This window comes from Rhodopila sp., from assembly GCF_035548235.1.
Taxonomy (GTDB): domain Bacteria; phylum Pseudomonadota; class Alphaproteobacteria; order Acetobacterales; family Acetobacteraceae; genus Rhodopila.
In genome coordinates this window covers 1-18,797 of the sequence record NZ_DASZTJ010000048.1, presented here as the reverse complement: position 1 = coordinate 18,797, position 18,797 = coordinate 1, and the positions used below count along the sequence as shown (strand labels likewise).

19 protein-coding genes are annotated in these 18,797 nt (G+C 68.3%); 16 read left to right on the top strand and 3 right to left on the bottom strand.

Annotated elements, in window-relative coordinates; translation table 11 throughout:
- The 5 genes from VHB27_RS04080 to VHB27_RS04060 form a co-directional block, all read left to right on the top strand.
- A partial coding sequence (locus VHB27_RS04080) for a YidB family protein (RefSeq protein WP_325597651.1) occupies nucleotides 1-409 on the top strand: 409 nt, incomplete at its 5' end.
- Between the two features lie 32 nt (nucleotides 410-441).
- Nucleotides 442-684, top strand: a complete 243-nt coding sequence (locus tag VHB27_RS04075; protein WP_325597650.1) for a PsiF family protein — start codon at nucleotides 442-444, stop codon at nucleotides 682-684.
- 28 nt (nucleotides 685-712) lie between these two features.
- Nucleotides 713-1,171 carry a ComEA family DNA-binding protein gene (locus VHB27_RS04070; protein WP_325597649.1) on the top strand — a complete coding sequence of 153 codons (459 nt, stop codon included), beginning with the start codon at nucleotides 713-715 and terminating at the stop codon, nucleotides 1,169-1,171.
- A gap of 514 nt (nucleotides 1,172-1,685) precedes the next feature.
- Nucleotides 1,686-4,502 carry an iron uptake system protein EfeO gene (efeO, locus tag VHB27_RS04065; protein WP_325597648.1) on the top strand — a complete coding sequence of 939 codons (2,817 nt, stop codon included), beginning with the start codon at nucleotides 1,686-1,688 and terminating at the stop codon, nucleotides 4,500-4,502.
- Complete coding sequence (locus tag VHB27_RS04060; RefSeq protein WP_325597647.1) at nucleotides 4,499-5,752, top strand: Dyp-type peroxidase; 1,254 nt, start codon at nucleotides 4,499-4,501, stop codon at nucleotides 5,750-5,752. The genes efeO and VHB27_RS04060 overlap by 4 nt, the downstream gene beginning before the upstream one ends.
- Before the next feature lie 30 nt (nucleotides 5,753-5,782).
- Here the strand turns inward: VHB27_RS04060 and VHB27_RS04055 are convergent, their stop codons facing one another.
- A complete protein-coding gene (locus VHB27_RS04055) occupies nucleotides 5,783-6,691 on the bottom strand; it encodes an LLM class flavin-dependent oxidoreductase (protein WP_325597646.1) in 909 nt (302 codons plus the stop codon).
- A gap of 154 nt (nucleotides 6,692-6,845) precedes the next feature.
- Here VHB27_RS04055 and VHB27_RS04050 point away from each other — a divergent pair, with 154 nt between their 5' ends.
- The 9 genes from VHB27_RS04050 (at nucleotide 6,846) to VHB27_RS04010 (ending at nucleotide 14,078) form a co-directional block, all read left to right on the top strand.
- A complete protein-coding gene (locus VHB27_RS04050; protein ID WP_325597645.1) occupies nucleotides 6,846-8,186 on the top strand; it encodes a glycosyltransferase family 87 protein in 1,341 nt (446 codons plus the stop codon).
- Nucleotides 8,187-8,228: 42 nt separating this feature from the next.
- The gene (locus VHB27_RS04045; protein ID WP_325597653.1) at nucleotides 8,229-8,906 is read left to right on the top strand and encodes a glycosyltransferase family 2 protein; all 678 of its coding nucleotides are present in this window, start codon (nucleotides 8,229-8,231) and stop codon (nucleotides 8,904-8,906) included.
- Nucleotides 8,907-8,983: 77 nt separating this feature from the next.
- Complete coding sequence (locus tag VHB27_RS04040) at nucleotides 8,984-9,841, top strand: isocitrate lyase/PEP mutase family protein (RefSeq protein WP_325597644.1); 858 nt, start codon at nucleotides 8,984-8,986, stop codon at nucleotides 9,839-9,841.
- A gap of 2 nt (nucleotides 9,842-9,843) precedes the next feature.
- On the top strand, nucleotides 9,844-10,671 hold the full coding sequence (locus VHB27_RS04035; protein ID WP_325597652.1) for a shikimate dehydrogenase: 828 nt from the start codon (nucleotides 9,844-9,846) through the stop codon (nucleotides 10,669-10,671).
- A complete protein-coding gene (gene coaE, locus VHB27_RS04030; RefSeq protein WP_325597643.1) occupies nucleotides 10,668-11,279 on the top strand; it encodes a dephospho-CoA kinase in 612 nt (203 codons plus the stop codon). Before VHB27_RS04035 ends, coaE begins: the two co-directional genes overlap by 4 nt.
- On the top strand, nucleotides 11,251-11,928 hold the full coding sequence (gene dnaQ / locus VHB27_RS04025) for a DNA polymerase III subunit epsilon (protein ID WP_325597642.1): 678 nt from the start codon (nucleotides 11,251-11,253) through the stop codon (nucleotides 11,926-11,928). The genes coaE and dnaQ overlap by 29 nt, the downstream gene beginning before the upstream one ends.
- 229 nt (nucleotides 11,929-12,157) lie before the next feature.
- Nucleotides 12,158-12,898, top strand: a complete 741-nt coding sequence (locus VHB27_RS04020) for a Bax inhibitor-1/YccA family protein (protein ID WP_325597641.1) — start codon at nucleotides 12,158-12,160, stop codon at nucleotides 12,896-12,898.
- Nucleotides 12,899-12,924: 26 nt separating this feature from the next.
- Entirely contained in the window at nucleotides 12,925-13,680 is a 756-nt protein-coding gene (locus VHB27_RS04015) for a TerC family protein (protein ID WP_325597640.1), read from the top strand.
- On the top strand, nucleotides 13,677-14,078 hold the full coding sequence (locus tag VHB27_RS04010) for a hypothetical protein (RefSeq protein WP_325597639.1): 402 nt from the start codon (nucleotides 13,677-13,679) through the stop codon (nucleotides 14,076-14,078). The genes VHB27_RS04015 and VHB27_RS04010 overlap by 4 nt, the downstream gene beginning before the upstream one ends.
- Here the strand turns inward: VHB27_RS04010 and VHB27_RS04005 are convergent.
- Nucleotides 13,981-15,216 (bottom strand): MFS transporter, encoded by a 1,236-nt coding sequence (locus tag VHB27_RS04005; protein ID WP_325597638.1) that lies wholly within the window; start codon nucleotides 15,214-15,216, stop codon nucleotides 13,981-13,983. The two genes, VHB27_RS04010 and VHB27_RS04005, sit on opposite strands and share 98 nt — an antisense overlap.
- Before the next feature lie 102 nt (nucleotides 15,217-15,318).
- Between VHB27_RS04005 and VHB27_RS04000 the strand changes: the two genes are divergently transcribed.
- The gene (locus tag VHB27_RS04000) at nucleotides 15,319-15,519 is read left to right on the top strand and encodes a YqaE/Pmp3 family membrane protein (protein WP_325597637.1); all 201 of its coding nucleotides are present in this window, start codon (nucleotides 15,319-15,321) and stop codon (nucleotides 15,517-15,519) included.
- 255 nt (nucleotides 15,520-15,774) lie between these two features.
- Here the strand turns inward: VHB27_RS04000 and VHB27_RS03995 are convergent, their stop codons facing one another.
- Nucleotides 15,775-17,253, bottom strand: coding sequence for an NAD-dependent succinate-semialdehyde dehydrogenase (locus VHB27_RS03995; protein ID WP_325597636.1), 1,479 nt, complete (start codon nucleotides 17,251-17,253; stop codon nucleotides 15,775-15,777).
- Nucleotides 17,254-17,337: 84 nt separating this feature from the next.
- On the opposite strand from VHB27_RS03995, the gene VHB27_RS03990 reads away from it, so the two are divergent.
- On the top strand, nucleotides 17,338-18,797 hold a 1,460-nt coding region (locus tag VHB27_RS03990), incomplete at its 3' end, for a class I adenylate-forming enzyme family protein (protein WP_325597635.1).

Genomic DNA, 18,797 nt, shown 5'->3' with positions numbered 1-18,797 from the left:
TCTGTTCGATCAGGTCATCGGTGCCGTCATGGGCGGATCCCAGGACGGTTCGGCGCCCGGGCCGGCGGCGCTGCTGGAGACCATCGTCAATCACGAAGGCGGACTGAACGGCATCCTGCAGAAGTTCCAGGACGCGGGCCTTGGCGACGTCGTCAACTCCTGGGTCGGACAGGGCCAGAACCTGCCGATCTCGGCGGACACGGTACACCAGGTCCTCGGCTCCGACATGGTCCAGCAGCTTGCCGCCCGCACCGGCCTGCCGATCGACCAGATCGGCGACATGGTGGCGCAGCACTTGCCGCAGGTCGTCGACGGCCTGACGCCGAACGGCCAGGTCGAGGCGAACAGCGGATCGGAGTTGGTCGCCCTCGGCGCCTCGCTGCTGAAGTCGCGCTTCGGCATCGGCTGAACGCCAGCGAATCCAAACCGGAAGGAGATTCCATGAGAGCGATCATTCTCGCCGTCCTGCTGAGCGTGACGGCCGCGCAAGCCTGGGCCGACAGCGCCTCCTGCACCGCGCAGGCCACCGACAAGAAGCTGGCCGGCGCGGCCAAGACCAGCTTCATGACCAAGTGCAAGGCGACGGCCCAGGCCAGTTGCGACGCGCAGGCCAAGGACAAGAAGCTGGCCGGGGCCGCGAAGACCAGTTTCGTGAAGAAATGCGTCGCCGACGCCGCCGGCTGACCCTGGGCCTCCTGAAAGGATCGTTTCCATGCTGATCAAGAGACTCGCGATCGCCGGCATCTCCCTCATGCTGGCGATCGGCGGCGCCCAGGCACAGACGACCACGACGCAAACGACCACGCCGAAAACGACCACGCCGAAAACAACTGGCACGAAGTCCACCACGCCCCCGGCGACAACGACGTCCCCTGCCGCGACGTCCCCTGCCGCGACGTCCCCTGCCGCGACGACCGCCACCAAGCCGACCAGGCACCCGTCGACGCATGCCGCCTCCACCGTGCCTGCCGGGACCAAGGTGAACCTGAACACCGCGACGGACGAGCAGATCGATTCCCTGCCGAGCGTCGGCAAGGCGCGCACCAAGGTGATCGTCACGGAACGCGCGAAGAAGCCGTTCAAGGATTGGGACGACTTCGCGACGCGGATGCAGCACACCTCCGTCAACAAGGGCGTGCTGGCGAAGATCCAGAACCAGGTGACGTTCTGAGGCTTGCCGGGCCGGCATCGCCGTAAGCAGCCGCGCGCGAGACCGGCCCGGCAGGACGCTTCGGGATTTGGACGAAGCAGTCCGCCCCTCGTCACGGCGGACGCGCCGCCATCCATGGAAGGGCCGCCATCCATGGAAGAGAACGGCGCATGGTAGACCCCCGCCCGCCGTGACGACGCATAGAGGGGCCTGTCCCGACCCGTCTTAGCGCCTGCGGGCCTGCTCCCTTCCTGCCCGCTCCTTCTGACGCCCGCTCCTTCTGGCGCCCGCTCCTTCTGGCGAACCCGCGCAGTCGCGTATCCGAGCGTGCCCGCCATCGGTGGGCCGGGGGCGCAGTGCCTATGTTCCCCCCCACCGGATTACATCCTCGCAACCCGGACAAATTCCTCCACTACGCAAATGCGACTTAGTTGCAAGAATGCACGCCCGCGCCTATAGAGCGGTCCGACCCCAAGGGTGGCGAACGGAGAAGGAGGTCGCCGCATGACATCTGTACCCACGCCTTGACGAACCCATGTTAGCCACTTTCGTCATCGGCCTGCGTGAAGGCCTCGAGGCTGCGCTGATCGTCGGCATCATCGCCGCCTTCCTGCGCAAGAACGGCCGTCCCCTGACCGCCATGTGGATCGGCGTCGGGTTGGCCGTCATCCTCTCGATCGCCGTCGGCGTCGGCCTGGACCTCGTCGAGCAGGCCCTGCCCCAGGCCGAACAGGAAGCCATGGAGACGGTCATCGGCGCCGTCGCCGTCTTTTTCGTCACCGGCATGATCGTCTGGATGAACAAGCACGCCCGCGAGCTCAAACGCGAGCTCGAAGCCCAGGCTGCCGAGGCGCTTGGCCATACCGGCTCCCTGGCGCTCGCGGTCATGGCGTTCCTCGCGGTCCTGCGGGAGGGGTTCGAGACCAGCGTCTTCCTGCTGGCCACCTTCTCCGCCGCGCAATCCGCCGTGCTGGCCGCGGCGGGCGCGATCCTGGGCATCCTGCTCGCCATCGTCATCGGCTGGGGCATCTACGCAGGGGGCGTCAGGATCAACCTCGGCCGCTTCTTCCGCATCACCGGCGCGTTCCTGATCCTGGTCGCGGCCGGACTCGTGCTCAACGCGCTGCGCACGGCGCACGAGGCCGGGTGGCTGAACGCCGGCCAGCAGGCCACCGTCAACCTCGGCTGGATCGTCGCGCCGGGCACCGTCCGCTCCGCCCTGATCACCGGCGTGCTGGGCATTCCGGCCGATCCAAGGTTGATCGAGGTCATCGGCTGGTTCGCCTACCTGGTTCCGGTGTCGCTGTTCATCTATTGGCCTGCCGCAAGCCGGCCGTCGCCGCGCGGGGTGGTCCGGCTGCAGACCGCGGCCGGCGCGGTCCTGGCGCTGCTGGCGGCGGGGCTTGCGATCGGTATGCCCGCTCCCCGGCTGGACCTGCCCGAACGCGCGCCGATCGTCGGCGCCGACGGGGCTGTGGCCGGCACTGTGCGGCTGGGCGCGGATGCTGCCAGCCTGGAACTGGAGCGCAAGGACACTGCCGCCGCCAGCATGAGGTTCGGCTCCCCGGCGCAGTCGGAGGACCATGACGGCATCATGGCCCAGGTTTCGCGCGTCGAGGGCAGCGCGACCCCCGACCATGCGCCGGCGCGGCTGACGCTGGACCAGCTTCTGCCGCTGGTCGGCGGCCGCATCCCGGTGGGGCTGAGCCCGCACCTCTATCCCGGGCCGTATGACGCCGCCTGGCGGACGGACCGCACGCTGCAGGTCTGGACGGTCCACGGCGTGCTGCTGGACGCCTCGGAGCAGGTCAGGAGCATCGTCTCGCTTTCGGGCGGCGGCCTGCGCTTCCCCCGCGTCGTCAGCATCAGCGGAGGCGATCCGGCCCTGTCCGGCGGCTGGACGGTCTCCCCCGAGTACCGGAACCGGGCGGCCGCCGCGCTGGCCGGCCTGGAGGCCCGCCGTGCCGAATACCGGCTTTGGGCCGAACAACTGCCGCTGGCGCTGCTTCTCGCGGCGATCGTCACCTGGGGGTTCGCCGCCCGTAACCGGGTACGGCTGCGCCGTTCCGTTTCCCTTGGCGGCAGCCAGGCCGCTGCGTCTTCACGAGGATCCGCTGTGCCGCACGCTCATCTGACACGACAGTTTCTGATCTTGGCTGGACTGGGGGCCGGATTGGGGGCCGCCGCGTTCGCGCCGAACCCTGCCTGGGCGCAGTCCAGGCCCCCGGCGCCGGTGAAGAACGGCGTCTCCCAGGTCGCCATCACGCTGACGGGGGAGAACGGCGGTGCCTGCGCCTTGGACCACGACACCGCGAAGGCCGGGCCGATCACCTTCACCGTCACCAACAAGACGGCGACCGGGATCACCGAGGTCGAACTGCAGAGCAACAACCGGATCATCGGCGAGAAGGAGAACCTCGCCCCCGGCCTGCCCTCGGTCGCGATGACGCTGACGCTGGGCGGCGGCACGTACCAGGTCTATTGCCCCGGGGCCAAGAAGGAGATGCTGGCCTTCACCGTGACCGGCAAGGCGGCGCCGCAGGCCAGCGGCAGCGTCGCCGACCTGCTGAACCAGGGCGCCAAGGAATACGCGAACTACGTCAACGGCGTGGCCGACGCGATGGTGACGGCCGTGGCCAACCTGAAGACCGCGATCGACGCCGGCGACCTGGCGAAAGCGAAGGAGGCCTATCCGCTGGCGCGTCCGTTTTATGAACGCATCGAGTCCGATGTCGACGGCTTCGTCATCCCCGGCTTCAAGGCCACCGACAACGCCGGCAACCTGGACTACCTGATCGACATGCGCGCCTCCAACCTCGACCCCAAGGTCGGCTGGCACGGGTTCCACGCGATCGAACGGGACCTGTTCGGCAAGGGACAGATAACAGACGAAACGAAACAGCTCGCGGCCGAGCTGGCGATGAACACCGGCCGCCTGGACAAGGTGGTGAAAGGGCTGAGCTATAAGCCCGAGGACCTGGCCAACGGCGCGGCCGACCTGCTGGAAGAGGTCCAGCGCAGCAAGATCAGCGGCGAGGAGGAATCCTATAGCCACATCGACCTGGTCGACTTCGCGGCCAACGTCGAGGGTGCGGAGCAGGCGTTCGCTTTCCTGGAGCCTGGCCTGGGGAAGATCGATCCCGACCTGACGAAGCAGGTGCGCGACCAGTTCACCAAGGTGCATGCGCTGCTGGAAACCTATCGCGATCCCGGCATCCCCGGCGGCTACAAGATCTATACGGCGCAGGTGAAGGCGGAGGACGCGGTGAAGCTCAGCAAGACCATCCAGGCGTTGCAGGAGCCACTGTCGAGGATCGCCGAGAAGGTCGCCACCGCGGGGACAGCAGAATGACCGACCAGACGAAAGGCCGGCTGTCGCGCCGGGGACTGCTGACCACCGCCGGCGTCGGCACCTTGGGTGCCGTCGCTCCGGCCATGGCGCCCGGCGGGTCACAGGCGGCGCCGGCGGCGGGGATGGAGGACATGGTCGACCTGACCCGCTCCTATCCGTTCTACGGCAAGGGCGAGCAGGCCGGCGTCCGCACGCCGCCGCAGCGGCATGTCCTGTTCATGACCTTCGACCTCACCACCAGACAGCGGGCGGACCTGCAGGTGCTGCTGGCGCGCTGGTCGGGGGCGATCGCGCAGATGATGCGCGGCGAGACGGTGGGCCGCGTCGAGCCGTCGCAGCCCAACGCCGTGGGGTTCGATACGGGTGAGGCGCTGAACCTGGGACCGGCGTCGCTGACCGTGACCGTCGGCTTGGGGCCGAACGTGTTCGGCGAAACCTTCGGCCTGTCGGGGCACAGGCCCGCGCTGATGCGGCCGCTGCGGGAACTGCCCAGCGACGCGTTCGTGCCGGGGCTGACCGGGGGCGACTTGTCGCTGCAGGCCTGCGCGGACGACCCGCAGGTCGCGTACCACGCGATCCGCGACCTGGCGCGCATCGCCAAGATGACCGGCTTCGCCGAGACGCGCTGGACCGTGATGGGGTTCGGCAGGGCATCGGCGGGACGGGGCCAATCGACGCCACGCAACCTGCTGGGGTTCAAGGACGGGACGCGCAACATCAAGGACGATCCTGATTTCGAGAAGTTCGTCTGGATCAAGGACGGCCCGGCCTGGCAGCAGCGCGGCACCTACCAGGTCGTGCGCAAGATCCAGATGCAGATCGAGAACTGGGACACCGACCGGGTCAGCGACCAGAACAACGTGCTCGGCCGGCACAAGGTCTCTGGCGCGCCGCTGACGGGGAAGGAGGAGTTCGACACGCCCGACTTCAAGCAATTGGGGGAGGACGACAAGCCGCTGATCCCGGAGACGGCGCATATCCGCCTGGCGGCGCACGAGAACAACGGCGGGCTGAAGATCCTGCGCCGGTCCTACAACTATACCGACGGGATCAACCGGTACGGGTTCCTGGATGCCGGACTGCTGTTCATCGCGTACATGAACGATCCGGCGCATTTCGAGACGTTGCAAACGAAACTTGGTGCGTCGGATGCGCTGAACGAATATATCTCCCACATCGGGTCGGCGGTCTTCTTCGTCCCGCCGGCGCCGCGGGAAGGGTCGTATATCGGGGCGGCGCTGTTCGCCTAGGGGGTGCGCCTAGGGGTGTGGCGGCACCCCTCATCCGAACGCGGCGAACACCTCTTCCAGCGCCTTCAACTGGTTCCCCGCCGCCGAGGAGGGGACCAGGATCGGCGTGCGCACCCCGGCTTCCCGCCACGCCTCCACGCCCTCGCGCACCTTCGCGGCAGGGCCGAACAGCGAAGCGTCCGCCAGCCATTTGTCGGAGAAGTAGCGGGGGACGTCGCCGTCCCGGCCCTCAGCGATCGCCGCCTCGATCGCGTCCATCTCCTCATGATACCCCGCCTCCCGCCAGTAGTTGCGATAGTTCGGCAGGAAACCATAATGCGTCAGCGCCTTGCGGCAGACCGCCTTCGCCGCTTCCACGTCGTCGCTGATGCAGGTGGGCAGCATGTTGCCGATGAAGAACGACGGGTCGTTCCGCTTCGGGTCGGGCAAGGCGGCCAGGGATGCGGCCATATGGGATCGCGAGGCATTGGCGAACACCACGCCCTCGGCGATCTCGCCCGCCAGGGCGACCATCCTGCGGCGCAGCGCCGCCACGATGATCGGCGGCAGCACCCCCAACCCCTCCTGCGCTCGGAACCGCTCGACGAAGGAGCGGATGTCGCCCAGCGGCTTGCCGGGCGTCACGCCCATCCGGACATGCGCCGGTCCATGCGCCACGCCGATGCCCAAGGCGAAGCGGCCGCCGGACACCTCGTGCATCATCGCCGCGCTCTGGGCGAAATCGCCGACGGTGCGCTGGTAGATCGGTGCGATTGCCGTGCCGAACGGAATCGTGGTTGTATTCCAGGCAAGCGCCTCGCACAGCGACATGTTGCCGAACATGCTGGGCGAGTAGATGCCCGCGAAGCCGCGCCGTTCGATTTCCTGCGCCAACTCCACCGTCCGGCGACGCCGGGACGGGACGGCAACGAGACTCAGCGCGGGAAGCGATGGCGGCATGGAGCGTTCCTTGGGTGTTTGACGACAGACTAACCGCCGCCTGCCCTCCGCGGCAATGTGAGCGGCCCCGCCGCTTGCGGCAACGTGACGGATATTTCACCACCGGTCTTATAAGCACACAGTATGGTGTTTTGCTCCGACTGGGACCGACCGCATGCCTGAACCTCGCCGCCCCATGACGCGCCGCCTGCTCCCGCTGGGCGCGCTGGGGATGGTCCTGCTGGCGCTGACGCTGGCGGGACTCTCGCTGCGCGTCCCCGGCACGGATAACGTTGGAACCCCGGAACGGTATGACTGGCTGGTGGCGCTGCTCTGCGCGTCGGCCTGCGTCTATCTGGCGGCGGTCTGGGCGTCGCTGCGCTGGCCTCCGCCCCCATGGGCGGTCTGGCCCATGCTGGCGCTGGCCGTCGCGCTGCGCCTGCCGCTGATCGTCTCGCCGCCGATCCTGTCGAGCGACGTCTACCGCTATGTCTGGGACGGACGCGTGCAGGCCGCCGGGATCAACCCGTATCGTTACGTACCGGACGATCCGGCGCTGGCATCCCTGCGGGACCAGGCGATATTCCCGCACATCAACAGGGCCAGCTACGCGCACACGATCTATCCGCCTGCCGCGCAGGTGCTCTATGCGCTGGTCGGACGGGTCTGGCCGACCGTCACCGGCATGAAGCTTGCGATGATGGGCTGGGAATGCCTTGCCGTCGCCTGCCTGTGGGGCCTGCTGGCCGCGGCCGGACTGCCGACCGCGCGGCTGCTGATCTACCTCTGGAACCCGCTGGTGATCTGGTCGTTCGCGGACAACGGGCATATCGATGCGATGGTCGTCGGCCTTGTGGCGCTGGCGCTGTGGCTGCGCGTCCGGCGCGCGCGCTGGACCGGCATCGTGCTGGGCCTCGCCGTCGCCACCAAGTTCCTGCCGGCGGTGATCGCGCCGGCCCTGTGGCGGCGGCGCGATGGATGGCTGATGGCCGGCCTCGCCGCGCTGACCGTGGCCGCGCTCTATGCCATCTATGCCGGCGTCGGCTGGCAGGTGTTCGGCTTCCTGTCCGGCTACGGGCGGGAAGAAGGGTTGGACTCGGGCGCCGGCTTCTGGCTGCTCGACCTGCTGCGGCGGATCGGCCCGCTGCCCCGCTGGGTGGCGGCGGCCTATATCGGGGCGGCGGTGACGCTGCTGGCCGCGCTGGGGGCGTGGATCGCGTTCCGCCGGCGGCCGGAAGGCGCGGTTCCCGTCGCCGCCTCGGCGGGGCTGCTGATGACCGTGCTGACCTTTGCCGTCAGCCCGCATTATCCCTGGTACTTCGCCTGGCTCTCGGTTCCCTGCGTGTTGGCGCCCAGCCCGGCGATGCTGTGGCTGGCGGCGGCGCCGGTGCTGATCTACGCGGCGGGTTATGGCGACAGCCTGCTTTGGTCCTGCCTGCTCTATGGTCCGACGCTCGCGCTCGTTTCCTTTCGGTTGATGAATGGAGGCCTCGTTGCCCGTCCCGACGCCGACTGATCCACGACGATGCTTCGAGCCCTGGCGGGATGGCGGGCCGTGATGGAACCCGTCAGCGTCGTCATCCCGACCTTCAACGAAGCCGCCTCCATCGGACGGGTGATCGCGGAAATCCCGCGGCCGCTGGCGCATGAGGTCATCGTCGCGGACGGCGGCAGCGGCGACGGCACCCAGGCCATCGCGAGATCGCTGGGTGCGCGCGTGATCGATGCAGGCCGCGGATACGGGCGCGCCTGTCACCTGGGCGCCGAGGCCGCGGAGACCGAGGTGGTGGTGTTCCTGGACGGCGACGGTGCGGACCGGGGCGACCTGTTGGACCGCGTTGCCGGACCGATCCTGGCAGGCACACATGATTTCGTGCTGGCATCACGCACGCGCGGGGTGCGGCAGCCGGGGTCGATGCTGTGGCACCAGGTGCTGGCCGGACGGCTCGCGGGGTTCGGCATCGGCGCGCTGTACGGCATCCGCTACAGCGACATGTGTGCCTACAGGGCGATCAGGAAGGAAACGCTGGCGCGGCTGGACATGCGGGAGATGACGTACGGCTGGAACATCGAGATGCAGATGAAGGCCGCGCGGGCGGGGTTGCGGATCCTGGAGGTCCCGATGCCCTATCGCTGCCGGTTCGGCGGGGAGTCGAAAGTGGCCGGGTCGCTGCGGGGCACCCTGCGGGCCGGCGGGAAGATCGTTTCGACCTTCGTGCGGGTGGCGCGGGAGTAGCGGCGGCACTTTCCCCGTCCCTTCCCGATCCCCCGCACCGCCTCTACGATGTCCGGGAACCGCCATAGGGGGAAACCATGCACTGGACCGATCGCCGCGAGCGTTACCGCGCCACCATCGCCGGCAACGACTGCATCCATCCCGGATCGGTCTACGACGCCATATCCGCCCGCATCGCCGAGGAACTGGGCTTCGAGATCGGCATGTTCGCCGGCTCCATCGCCTCCTTCACCGTCCTCGGCGCGCCCGACCTGATCGTGCTGACGCTGACCGAATTCGCCGCCCAGGTCTACCGCATCAACCGCGCGGGCAAGCTGCCGCTGATGGTCGATGCCGACCATGGCTACGGCAACGCGCTGAACGTCATGCGCACGGTGCAGGAACTGGAGACGTCGGGCGTCGCCGCGCTGATGATCGAGGACACGCTGCTGCCTCGCGCCTTCGGCGAGAAGAAGCCGTCCGTGATCTCGCTGGAGGAAGGCGTCGGCAAGATGAAGGCCGCCCTGGCAGCGCGCGAGGACAAGGCGCTGACCATCATCGGCCGCACCAGTTCGCCGTCGATCACCGGCCTGGCGGATGGCGTCAGGCGGCTGAAGGCGTATGAGGCAACCGGCGTCGACGCGCTGTTCATCGCCGGCGGGCTCACGCGCTCCGACCTGGATGCCATCGCCGCCGAGGTGAAGGTGCCGCTGATGCTGGGCGGCGTGTCCGGCGACATGCAGGACAAGGCGTACCTGGCCAGCCGCGGCGTGCGTGTGGCGCTGCAGGGGCACCAGCCCTTCTCGGCCGCGGTGAAAGCGACGTATGACACGCTGAAGGCCTTGCGCGAGGGCACCAAGCCCAAGGACCTGGCGGGGGTCGCCTCGTCCGAGATGATGGCGAAGGTGACGCGCGAGGGCGACTACAAAAGCTGGACGGAGAAGTTCCTGACGTGACCATTCTATCCGGCAAGGCTCGGTTGGCCGGGATCACCGGCTGGCCGGTCGGCCATTCCCGATCGCCCCGGCTGCACGGGTTCTGGATCGACCGTTACGGCATCGACGCGGCCTATGTGCCGCTGCCGATCGAGCCGGCGCGGTTCCCCAAGGCGATACGCGGCCTGATGTATGCCGGGTTCGCCGGCGCGAACTGCACCATCCCGCACAAGGAAGCGGCCTTCGCCGTCTGCGACGCGGTCGACGAGTCGGCACACCGCGCGGGCGCGGTGAATACGCTGGTGTTCCAGGACGGCACGATAAGCGGCAGCAACACCGATGGCTGGGGCTGGCTGGAGAACTGTCGCGCGCACGGCGTCGACCCTGCCTCGGGCCCCGCCTTGCTGCTGGGCGCCGGCGGTTCGGCACGCGCCATCGCGGCGGTGCTGCTCGATCGCGGCGTGCGCGTCTCCGTCAGCAACCGCACGCGCGAACGTGCCGATGAGCTGGCCGCCGCGCTCCCGGGGCTGGAGGTGGTCGACTGGGACCGCCGCTCCGACGCGCTGGCCGATCATGCGATGCTGGTGAACACGACATCCCTCGGGATGGCGGGGCAACCGGCGCTGGACGTCGACCTGTCGCGCGCGAACGACGCGCTGACCGTGTCCGACATCGTCTACGTGCCCCTGGAAACGCCGCTGCTGGCGGCGGCGAAGGCGCGCGGGCTGCGCTGTGTCGAGGGCCTGGGCATGCTGCTGTACCAGGCGGTGCCGGGATTCAGGGCGTGGTTCGGCGTCGATCCGGTGGTGGACGACGACCTGCGGCGGTTCGTCGCGGCCGACCTGTTGTGAGGATCATCGGCCTTACCGGCGGCATCGGCATGGGCAAGTCCACCGCTGCCGCGGCTTTCCGCCGTGCCCGGATTCCCGTGTTCGACGCCGACCTCACCGTCCATCGCCTGCAAGCGCGCGGCGGCCGAGCGGTGAAGGCGATCGAGGCGGCGTTTCCGGGGACGACGCGGGACGGCGCGGTCGATCGGGCCGCGCTCCGCCAGGCCGTGCTGCGCGATCGGGCGGCGCTGGGGCGGCTGGAACACATCCTCCATCCGATGGTGGAGGATGAGGAACGCCGCTTCGTCCAGCGCGCCCGCCGCCGTCGCTGCCGCGCGGTGGTGCTGGACATCCCCCTGATGTTCGAGGTGAACGGGGACAAGCGGGTCGATACGGTCGTGGTCGTCTCGGCGCCGCTGGCGGTGCAGATACACCGCGTCGGCCTGCGCCGGCGCATGAGCAAGGCCGACATCGCCGCCATCATCGCCCGGCAGATGCCGGACGCCGAGAAGCGGCGGCGCGCGGACGTGGTGGTGAAGACCGGGCTTTCCCGCGCACACACCTTGCGAATCCTCCGCCGTTTCATCCAGGGTCTCGCGGATGAACCGAAGCGTCCTCTTCGACACTGAAACCACGGGCCTGGAGCCGCTGAACGGCGACCGGGTGCTGGAGATCGCGGCGTTGGAGCTGGTCAACGACCTGCCCACCGGCCGACATTTCCACTGCCTGATCGACCCGCAGCGCGACATCCCGACCGAGGCCAGCCGCGTCCATGGCTTCACCAGTGCCGACGTCGCCGGCAAGCCGCTGTTCGCCGACATCGCGGCGGACCTCCTGGCGTTCCTGGGCGATGGCAAGCTGATCGCGCACAACGCGCCGTTCGATTTCGGCTTCCTGGACATGGAATTCAGCCGCGTCGGCATGCCGCTGCTGGCGCGGGAGCGGATGGTCGATACGCTCGATCTGGCGAAGAAACGGTTCCCCGGCATGCCGAACAGCCTGGACGCGCTGTGCCGGCGGTTCGACATCGACCTGTCGGCCCGCACGACCCACAACGCCTTGCTGGACTGCCGGCTGCTGGCCGAGGTGTACGTCGAGCTGACCGGCGGCCGCCAGCGCGGCCTGTCGCTGGCGACGGATGAGCAGGCGGGGCCGATCACGGTCTATGTCCATACCGGTCCCCGGACGCCGCGGCTGATGGAGCCGACCGAGGCGGAACTGGCGGCGCACGCGGCGTTCCTGGCGCGGATCAAGGAGCCGATCTGGGCGATGGAATAACGGCGGCGTTGCCCGGCAACGCGAAAACCCTTGAAAGCGCGCCGGCGCTCTATTACCTTCCGTAACGCAAAATCAAGATCCGGGCCCCTCTGGCGGGACGCCGGCTTTCAGCCGGCCAACCTTGCGATGTCGGATCACCGCGCGGAATGCGGCGATCGATTGGCCCGGGACTTTGCCCTCTGTCGTTCCTCCGTGCGTCGTTGATGCTTCAGACAGGAGACCGACAGTCATGGACTATTATCCCAACAATCCCTCCCCTCATCCCACCGGCGGCTGGGCTGTGCAGCCCTATCCCGCCGCGGCCGTCGATTGGGGCCTGCGCAGCTTCATGCTGAAGGTCTTCAACCGGATGACGGGCGGCCTCGCGGTGACCGGCGTCGTGGCCTATGCCGCGGCCGAAACCGGGTTCTACACCCATATCGCCGGCACGCCGCTGGTATGGCTGGTGATGTTCGCGCCCTTCGCCCTGGCGCTGTTCCTGGGCTTTCGCGTCAGCCGCATGAGCCCCGGCGCCGCCCACGCCGCGTTCTGGGCCTATGCCGCGCTGATGGGCCTGTCCCTGGCGGGCATCTTCCTGGCCTATACCGGCGACAGCATCGCCCGCGTCTTCTTCATCACCGCCGGCACCTTCGCCGCGACCGCGGCCTGGGGCTATTCGACCCGGACGGACCTGACGCGGTTCGGCTCGTTCCTGATCATGGGCCTGATCGGTGTCATCATCGCCAGCGTGGTGAACCTGTTCATCGGCTCCAGCGCGATCCAGTTCGCCGTATCGGTGATCGGCATCCTGGTCTTCACCGGCCTGACCGCCTGGGACACGCAGCGGCTGAAGACGATGTACCTGGAGGCCGGCTATCCGCAGGGCGGCAGCGCCGGCAACCTGGCGATCCTGGGCGCGCTGACGCTCTACCTGGATTTCGTCAACCTCTTCATCTCCTTGCTGCAACTGGTCGGCGTGCGGCGCGACTGACTGGCTGATCGAGGCAAGAGGTCGACATGGACTGGCTGACGGACCCGCAGGTCTGGGCGGGGCTGCTGACGCTCACGGCGCTGGAGATCGTTCTCGGCATCGACAACCTGCTGTTCCTCTCCGTCCTGGTCGGCCGCGTCCAGGCCAGGCACCAGGCTCTCGCGCGGAGGCTGGGCCTCGGCCTGGCGCTGGGCGCGCGGCTGGTGCTGCTGGCCTCCATCAGTTGGATCGTGCACCTGACCCATCCGCTGGTGACGATCGGGGACCACGCCTATTCCTGGCGCGACGCGATCCTGATCGGCGGCGGCCTGTTCCTGGTCTATAAGGGCACGGCAGAGATCCACGCCCGGGTTGAAGGTGAACATGCCGAGGCCGGCCATACCGGCCCCCAGGCGTCGCTGGCGGGCATCGTGGTGCAGATCGCGCTGCTGGACATCGTGTTCTCGCTGGACAGCGTGATCACGGCGGTGGGGATGGTGAACGAGTTGCCGGTGATGGTCGCCGCGGTGTCGATCGCGATGGCGGTGATGCTGCTGGCGGCAGCGCCGGTGGCGGCGTTCGTGGAACGGCATCCGACGGTGAAGATGCTGGTGTTCTCGTTCCTGCTGATGATCGGCATGACGCTGATGGCGGACGGGTTCGGACTGCATCTGCCGAAAGGCTATGTCTACGCGGCGATCGGCTTCTCGGCTGGCGTCGAGGCGCTGAACCAGCTTGCGTCCCGGCGGGCCAGGCGGCGCCAGCGTCTGGCGCGCGAGGGGGCACGGGAGGGAGCGCGATGAGGACTGACGATCATCCGGCGCTGCGGCGCCTGCTGGACGCGCTGCCCGGCCCCGTCGGGCGATCCTATGCGTGGCTGATCCAGCCGCGGGCGCGATGGGTGCGGCTGCCGCTGGGCGTCGCGCTGATGCTGGGCGGGGTGTTCAGCTTCCTGCCGGTGCTGGGGATCTGGATGCTGCCGCTGGGCACGCTGCTGATCGGCGAGGACATCCCGCCCGTCCGCCGCGCGACCCTGGCGACGCTGGAAAAGACGCTGGCGCGATGGGATGCCTGGCAGGCGCGCCGGCGGCCGGACGCCGGCGCTACACTCGCTCCTCCATCCGCGCCGAGACCATGGCGCGAGCCGACCGGCGCGAAGACCACTCGCCCAGGATCGCCATCAGCGAGGTCGTCGCCATGAAGAACACCGAGGCGAAGAAGACCCAGCGCGGCATCGCATGATCCATGATCCAGCCGCCGATCAGCGGTCCGACGGTGCCGCCGATGTTGAAGCCGGTGGTGACGATGCCGAACACCCGGCCGAACGCCCCCGGCGGGGAGGCCGCGCGCACCAGCATGTCGCGCGATGGCGAGATCATCCCGGACAGGAAGCCCGCGAGGCCGAGGGCGCCGATGGTGCCGGCTTCGGTGATGTTGCTCATGCCCACGACCAGCACCAGCAGCGCGGCGGCGCCGAAGCCGAATGCGGCGACATCGCCGTGCCGCTTTGTCCTGTCGGCGATCACGCCGCCCGCCAGCACGCCGATGGCGGAGCTGAACAGGAACGAGGACACTGCCAGGTTGGCCGCGGACAGGGAGAACCCGTACACCGTCACCAGCGCCACCGCCGCGTAGTTGGTCAACGCGCCGGTCGACAGGCTCAGCAGTGCGAAGAAGCCGACCAGGCCGACGACCGCCGGTGTCAGCAGCGCCTTCATCGGGACACGGGCCGGCGGGGTCGCCGCCGCCGCGACGGCGCTCGTCCGGTCCAGCCAGCCGGCGCCCATCAGCGGAACCGCCACCAGCACGCCCGCCGCCCCGGCCGCGACGATGGCCGCCTGGTAGCCGAACGCCGTCGCACCCAGCAGCATCAGGATCGGCGCGATCGCGCCGCCCAGGAAGCCGGCAAAGGTGTGGATGGAGAAGGCCTTGCCCAGATGCACCGGCTCGATCACCGATCCCAGGATCGCATAGTCGGACGGGTGGTAGACCGCGTTCGCCACGCCCAGCAGCGCGGAGGCGGCAAGGATCCAGGCATAGACCGGGAACAACCCGATCGAGATGTAGCAGCATCCGCCCAGCAGCAGCCCGCCGATCAGCACGCGCCGCGCCCCGAACCGGTCGACCGCCCAGCCCATCGGCGCCTGCACCAGGCCGCTGACGACGTTGAACACGGTCAGCGCGAGGCCAAGCTCCACGAAGCCGAGGCCGAGGCGGGCCTTGAGGGTCGGAAACAACGGAACGAGCACGAAGTAGTAGTAGTGGCTGACCAGATGCGCCGTGCTAATCAGGCCAAGCGCTTTCGCCTCGTGCCGGGCGAATAGTTTTGGACGTTCCATGGCGACAGCATTACCAAACGTTTACGCTCTCGTCACCTCGGCGCTCGATACGCCAGGGTTACGCCAAGCAGGACGCTGGAGCCATCACGGAGGGGTGACGGGATGATCTACCTGGTTGCGATATTGCTGCCCTGGGTCGCGCTCCTGTTACGCGGGCGCGTCGTCCAGGGGGTGCTCTGCCTGCTGCTTCAGCTCACGGTGTTGGGATGGATCCCCGCGGCGATCTGGGCGGTGCTGGTGGTAAACAACGACAATGCCGAGCGGCGGCATCGGGAAATGATGGGTGCGCTGACGGAACGGTAGACGTGCCGGCCGCCGCGCGTCAGATCGCGAACTGGACCAGCGTTGCCCAGATCGCCAGGAGACCAAACACCGTCACCGTTGCCAGCAGATAGGATTTCATAAAGCCACCTCCTGATAAGAGGAGAATGGCGACGGATCGTGCGGGTTGCTGGGCGAGAACGTGGCGATTTTGGGTCTTTTGGTGACGGTCGCGAACCGGGCGGGGCCCGAGGGCGGTCTCTCGGGCGGGGCCCCAGGGCGGTCTCCCGCCCCCTGTCAGGTGCCGATCCCGCCGATCGCCAGATATTTGATCTCCAGGTAGTCCTCGATCCCGTATTTCGACCCTTCGCGCCCCAGGCCCGAGGACTTCATGCCCCCGAACGGCGCCTCCGCCGTCGAGATGATGCCTTCGTTGATCCCGACGATGCCGTATTCCAGCGCCTCGCCAACGCGGAAGATGCGGCCGACGTCGCGGGCATAGAAATACGCCGCCAGGCCGAATTCCGTGTCGTTGGCGAGCTTGATCGCCTCCTCCTCGGTCTTGAAGCGGAACAAAGGCGCGACCGGGCCGAAGGTCTCCTCCTTGAAGATCAAGGCATTGTGCGGGACGTTCGCCAACACCGTCGGCTCGAAGAAATTGCCGCCCAGCTTGTGCCGCTTGCCGCCGGTCACCACCGACGCGCCCAGCTTCAGCGCGTCCTGGATGTGCTCTTCCACCTTCGCCACCGCGGCGGCGTTGATCAGGGGCCCCTGGCTGACGCCGGGCTCCATGCCGTTGCCGACCTTCATCGCCTCCACGGCCGCTTTCAGCTTGGCGGCGAAGGCGTCGTAGACGCCGTCCTGCACCAGGATCCGGTTCGCGCAGACGCAGGTCTGCCCGGTGTTGCGGTATTTGCTGCCCATCGCGCCGACCACCGCCGCGTCCAGGTCGGCGTCGTCGAACACGATGAACGGCGCGTTGCCGCCCAGTTCCATCGACGTCTTCTTGATCGTCGGCGCGCATTGCGCCAGCAGCTTGGCGCCCACCTCGGTCGAGCCGGTGAACGATAGTTTCCTCACCAGCGGGTTCGCCGTCAGTTCCGCGCCCATCGCCGACGATCCGCCCGTCAGGATATTGCACACGCCCGCCGGCATCCCCGCCCGCTCGGCCAGCACCGCCAAAGCGAGCGCCGAGAACGGGGTCTGCGAGGCCGGACGGATCACGCCGGTGCAGCCCGCGGCCCAGCCGGGGCCGGCCTTGCGGGTGATCATCGCCGAGGGGAAGTTCCACGGCGTGATCGCCGCGAACACGCCGATCGGCTCCTTGGTCACCAGGATTCGGCGGCCCTTGGCGTTCTGCGGGATGGTGTCGCCGTAGATGCGCTTGGCCTCGTCGGCGAACCAGTCGATGAAGCTGGCGGCATAGACGATCTCGCCCTTGGACTCCGTCAGCGGCTTGCCCTGTTCGGCGGTCATGATGATGGCCAGGTCGTCGGCATTGGCCAGCATCAGGTCCGACAGCTTGCGCAGGATCGCGCCCCGCTCCTTCGCCAGCATCGCACGCCAGGCCGGATAGGCGGCGTTAGCGGCCTCGATCGCGCGGCGGGTCTCGGCGGTGCCCATGTTGGGGACGGTGCCGACCACGTCGCCGGTCGCGGGGTTCTTCACCGTGATGGTCCCGCCCGAATCGGCCTCGACCCACTTGCCGTTCAGGTAGTTCGCCTGGCGGAACAGCGAGGGGTCCTTCAGCGGCAGCGGCGCGACTTGGTTCAACATGGCGGGGTTCCTCCTTGCCCGGAACATAGGGCCGCACGGGCGGGATGTCAGGGGGCCTTGGCCGGCGGGATGGGATTTGGCCAAATGACCGCCATGGCGACCCGGCCTCCCCTCACCACTGCCGCTTTCCTGGTCCGGCACGCGCGGGAATCCCCCTCGGCGGTGGCTATCGAGACGGGAACCGAACGGATCACCTATCGGGACTTGGCGCAGCTTGTCGTGGCCGGACGGGATTGGCTGGTCCGGGCGGGCGTCGAGGCCGACCAGGTGCTGGGCGTCGTGCTGCCCGATCGCCGGACGCACCTGCTGGTCCTGCTGGCGGCCGAGGCGCTTGGGGTCACGACCATCTCGCTGTCCGAGGACGAGATCGGCGCGCCGGCCCGGCTGGGCCGCCTCTGCGACCGGATCGTCGCGCCAACGCCGATCCCGGGCGCCGATCCGGCCAGGCTGATCGTGCCGGATCCGGCTATCCTGGATCATGCCGGGGAAGAGCGGCCCCTGGATGCCCTGGTGCATCGCCCCCGCCCGGAGGCGCTGGTGCGGCTGATCAAGTCGTCCGGAACGACCGGACTGCCCAAGGTGATGGGGATGACGTTCCGCGTCCAGCAACTGACGCTGCGAAAGAACCTGATGGACGCGGCACCGCACGTCCTGCCGCGTCCGCATTACTTATGCATATACAATTTCTCGGTCCGGGGCTGCCACAGCCGCGCCCTTCTGACGCTGCAGCTCGGCGGTACCGTGTATCTGACCGGCGGAAGCGCTGCCGGCGAAATGATCGCCGCAGGCGTCGGGACCTATGCCCTGTTCCTGACGGGCGACCTGGAGCGGTTCGTGCGCTGGCCAAACCGCGACCTGTTCAATCCCGGGCTGCATATCGACGTGATCGGTTCCGCTGTCTCCGCACGGCTGCGGCAGGCGGTGGAAACCCAGATCACGCCGCACCTGACGGTCACGTACGGCGCCAATGAGGTCCATCACATCTCCGTCGTGGACGCGGACAATGTCGGGAGGCTGTTCCCGGACGTGCGCGTCCGGATCGTCGACGACGCAGGCAAGCAGGTCGCGCCGGGGGAAACAGGGTTGATCCACATCCGGTCCGATACGATGGCCGACGGATATATCGACGCCCCCGCACTGACGCGCGCGGCATTCGTGAAGGGTTGGTACCTGACGAACGACATCGGCTACCAGCCGACGCCCGAAACCTTGGTGGTGCTGGGCCGAGCGGATGCGATGCTGAATATCGGGGGGGTGAAGATCGCGCCGGATCCGATCGAGGCGCGGCTGAAGGCGATCCCCGGCGTTCGGGACGCGCTCGTCACCAGCATCGACGACATGCTGGACACCAACGTCATGCTGGTTGCCGTCGAAACCGAACCGGCCCGTCCCGGTCACGACCTCGCCGCCCAGGTCGGCACCATCGTCATGTCATACGTCGCCAGTTTCCAGTTCCTGGCGCTGGCGGCGTTTCCGCGCACCGAGACCGGGAAGATCCGACGGGAGGAGGTGAAGGCGCTGTATCGGGAGCGCGCCAGCCGGAT